Source organism: Dietzia sp. B44 (genome assembly GCF_014145245.1).
Lineage (GTDB): Bacteria > Actinomycetota > Actinomycetes > Mycobacteriales > Mycobacteriaceae > Dietzia > Dietzia natronolimnaea.
Genome location: NZ_JAALEF010000250.1, coordinates 1 through 3,159, shown reverse-complemented (window position 1 = coordinate 3,159; position 3,159 = coordinate 1). Strand labels below are relative to the sequence as shown.

Annotated in this window: 3 protein-coding genes and 1 pseudogene; 2 read left to right on the top strand and 2 right to left on the bottom strand. The window is 70.6% G+C overall.

Annotation, left to right across the window (positions count from 1 at the left end):
• Nucleotides 1-259, top strand: a 259-nt coding sequence (locus G6017_RS09105) for an O-methyltransferase (protein WP_524536271.1), incomplete at its 5' end; no start/stop codon positions are given.
• 49 nt (nucleotides 260-308) lie between these two features.
• Here the strand turns inward: G6017_RS09105 and glgC are convergent.
• Nucleotides 309-1,535 (bottom strand): glucose-1-phosphate adenylyltransferase, encoded by a 1,227-nt coding sequence (gene glgC, locus G6017_RS09100; RefSeq protein ID WP_179525590.1) that lies wholly within the window; start codon nucleotides 1,533-1,535, stop codon nucleotides 309-311.
• Nucleotides 1,536-1,678: 143 nt separating this feature from the next.
• Here glgC and glgA point away from each other — a divergent pair, with 143 nt between their 5' ends.
• Nucleotides 1,679-2,845, top strand: coding sequence for a glycogen synthase (gene glgA / locus G6017_RS09095; protein ID WP_347237831.1), 1,167 nt, complete (start codon nucleotides 1,679-1,681; stop codon nucleotides 2,843-2,845).
• Between the two features lie 42 nt (nucleotides 2,846-2,887).
• Here the strand turns inward: glgA and G6017_RS09090 are convergent.
• Nucleotides 2,888-3,159, bottom strand: a pseudogene (locus G6017_RS09090) (methyltransferase type 11); the annotation flags it as partial.

Below are 3,159 nucleotides of genomic sequence, written 5' to 3'. Positions count from 1 at the left end.
CGCCGCCCGCTACATCGCGGCGCGGCCGCTGGAGGTGGCCGACAAGCTCGCCGACGGCGCCTACGACCTGCTCGTCGCCGATGTCCCGGATCACTCGGTCGCCCGGGTGGTGTCCCGCGCTCACCAACTGTTGCGTCCCGGCGGTGCGCTGGTCCTGATCGGTGAGCACGCACCGCTGCCGGAGGGCGCGGACCTGCCCGAACACGCACACGTCACCGTGCTGCCCGTCGGCGGCGGGCTGACCGTGGTCGCACTCTGAGCCCGCGCGCCCGGAGGCGGCGAACCCTGGACCGGACCCGGCTGGCGACTCAGCCGGGCAGCGACGTGACGGAGTTCTTGGACACGCTCACCACTCCGCCGGCACTGATCGGGAACCGGAGCCGGTCGCGCTCGTGATCCACGCCGATCACGTCGCCCGGGCCGATCGAGGAGTTCTTGTCCACGATCGCCCTGCGCACCACGGCGCCCCGACCGATGCGCACACCGGGCATCAGCACGCTGCCCTCCACCACGGCGCCGTCCTCGACCACCACGTTGTTCGAGACCACGGAGTTGCGCACGGTGGCCGCGGAGATGATCGTCCCCGCCCCCACCATCGACTCCTGGGACATGCCGCCGTTGACGAACTTGGCTGGCGGCAGATTGTCCTGCTGGGTCCGGATCGGCCACAGGTTGTTGTAGAGGTTGAACACCGGGTGCACTGAGACCAGGTCCACGTGGGCGTCGTAGAACGCGTCGATGGTCCCCACGTCACGCCAGTACCCCCGGTCGCGCTCCGTCTCGCCCGGGACCCGGTTGCGGGCGAAGTCGTAGACGTACGCGCGCTCCTGTTCCACCAGCGCGGGGATGATGTCCCCGCCCATGTCGTGGGTGGAATCCGGCTTCTCCGCGTCCGCCTTGAGGGCCGTGACGAGCGCATCCGTCGTGAAGATGTAGTTGCCCATCGAGGCGAACGTCGCATCCGGGTCGTCCGGCGTCCCCGGAGGATCGGAGGGCTTCTCGACCCAGTCCCGGATCAGGTCGTCGTCCCCCGCGTCGATGCAGCCGAAGGCGAAGGCCTCACTGCGGGGGACCCGGATCCCGGCGACCGTGACCGCGGCCCCCGTGGCGATGTGGTGGTCGAGCATCTGACGGGGGTCCATGCGGTAGACGTGATCGGCCCCGAAGACGACGATGTGGTCCGGCTTCTCGTCGTGGACCAGGTTCAGCGACTGCAGGATGGCGTCCGCCGACCCGGTGTACCACCGCGGTCCGAGCCGCTGCTGCGCGGGAACGGGGGTGATGTACTCGCCCCCCATCCCGCTCATGTGCCACACCTGGGAGATGTGCCGGTCGAGGGAGTGCGACTTGTACTGCGTGAGGACGCAGATCCGCATGAAACCGGCGTTGACGAGGTTGCTCAGGACGAAGTCGATCAACCTGTACGACCCGCCGAACGGCACCGCCGGTTTGGCGCGGTCCGCGGTGTGCGGGAAGAGGCGCTTGCCCTCGCCACCGGCGAGAACGATTGCTAGGACGTGCGGCTGGTTCCTCACCCCCCCACCGTAACGACTTCCGGGCCGTTGCCACGGACCATCACGGGACTTGCCCCCGCACCGCCCCGCGCCGACACCCCGTGGTCGGGCGGGGTTCACCCGCAACGGTCCCGTGCACGCCCCGGGGGGCTAGGTTGACCGGTGTGCGAGTAGCGATGATGACGAGGGAGTACCCACCGGAGGTCTACGGCGGGGCGGGGGTCCACGTGACCGAACTGGTGGCCACCCTGCGGCCGCTGTGCGAGGTCGACGTCCTGTGCATGGGCGCGGACCGCGACACCGCGCGGGCGTTCCGGCCCGATCCGGAGCTGGGCGAGGACGCCAACCCGGCGATCCGGACCCTCTCCGCCGGACTGCGCATGTGCGTGGCCGCGGAGGGGGCGGACATCGTCCACTCCCACACCTGGTACGCGGGCCTGGCCGGCCACCTCGCCGGGGAGCTCTACGGCATCCCCCACGTGGTGTCCGCGCACTCTCTCGAGCCCAGCCGACCCTGGAAGGCCGAGCAGCTCGGGGGCGGCTACCGCGTCTCGTCGTGGTCGGAGCGCAACGCCTTCGCCCACGCTGACGCCGTGGTCGCGGTGAGTGCACGGATGAAGGACGAGATCCTGCGCGTCTACCCCGAGGTCGATCCGGAGAAGATCCACGTGATCCTCAACGGCATCGACACCTCGGTGTGGTCACCGGTCGAGACGTTCGCCGGGGAGGACTCGGTCCTCCGGCGGCACGGTGTCGACCCGGACCGACCGATCGTGGCGTTCGTCGGTCGCATCACACGTCAGAAGGGAGTGCCCCACCTGGTCCGCGCGGCCCGAGATTTCCACCCGGACGCCCAGCTCGTGCTCTGTGCGGGTGCCCCGGACACCCCGGAGATCGCGGCCGAGATGGAATCACTGGTCGCCGACCTGCAGTCCACCCGGGACGGCGTCTTCTGGCTCCGCGACATGCTGCCGCGCGCGGAGGTCATCGAGATCCTCTCCGCCGCCACGGTGTTCGCGTGCCCGTCGGTGTACGAACCCCTCGGGATCGTCAACCTCGAGGCCATGGCCTGCGACACCGCCGTCGTCGCCTCCGATGTCGGCGGGATCCCGGAGGTCGTCGTCGACGGCGAGACCGGCACGCTCGTCCACTACGACGAGTCGGACCCGGACGCCTTCGAGGCCGGTCTCGCGGCCGCGGTCAACGAACTCGTCGTCGATCCGGGCAAGGCCGCCGCGTACGGCCGTGCCGGGCAGGAGCGGGCCCGGACGCGGTTCGCGTGGGAGGCGATCGCCGAGCAGACCCACGCGATGTACGCCTCACTCCTGTAGAGCGCCTACCTCCTGTAGAGCGCCTCACTCGTGTAGAGCGCGTCACTCCTGCAGAGACCTGCGGAACGTCCGCACCTCGACGTGGACGCGGACCGGGCCGTCGCCGGACCCGATGGCCCGCTCGACCCCGGCCCGACCCAGGTGGACTCCACTGGGGCCCATGAGGGCCAGGTCCGCGGCGATCGCGGCGGGAACCGTGGTGGTGACGTCGACCACCCGGACCGGACCGGGGTCGAACCCGGCGGCCAGGTGCGTGTCCAGGCGCTCGGCCTTGTCCGCCGCGGGTGCGAGCATCCCGACCCGCGACCGCAGGG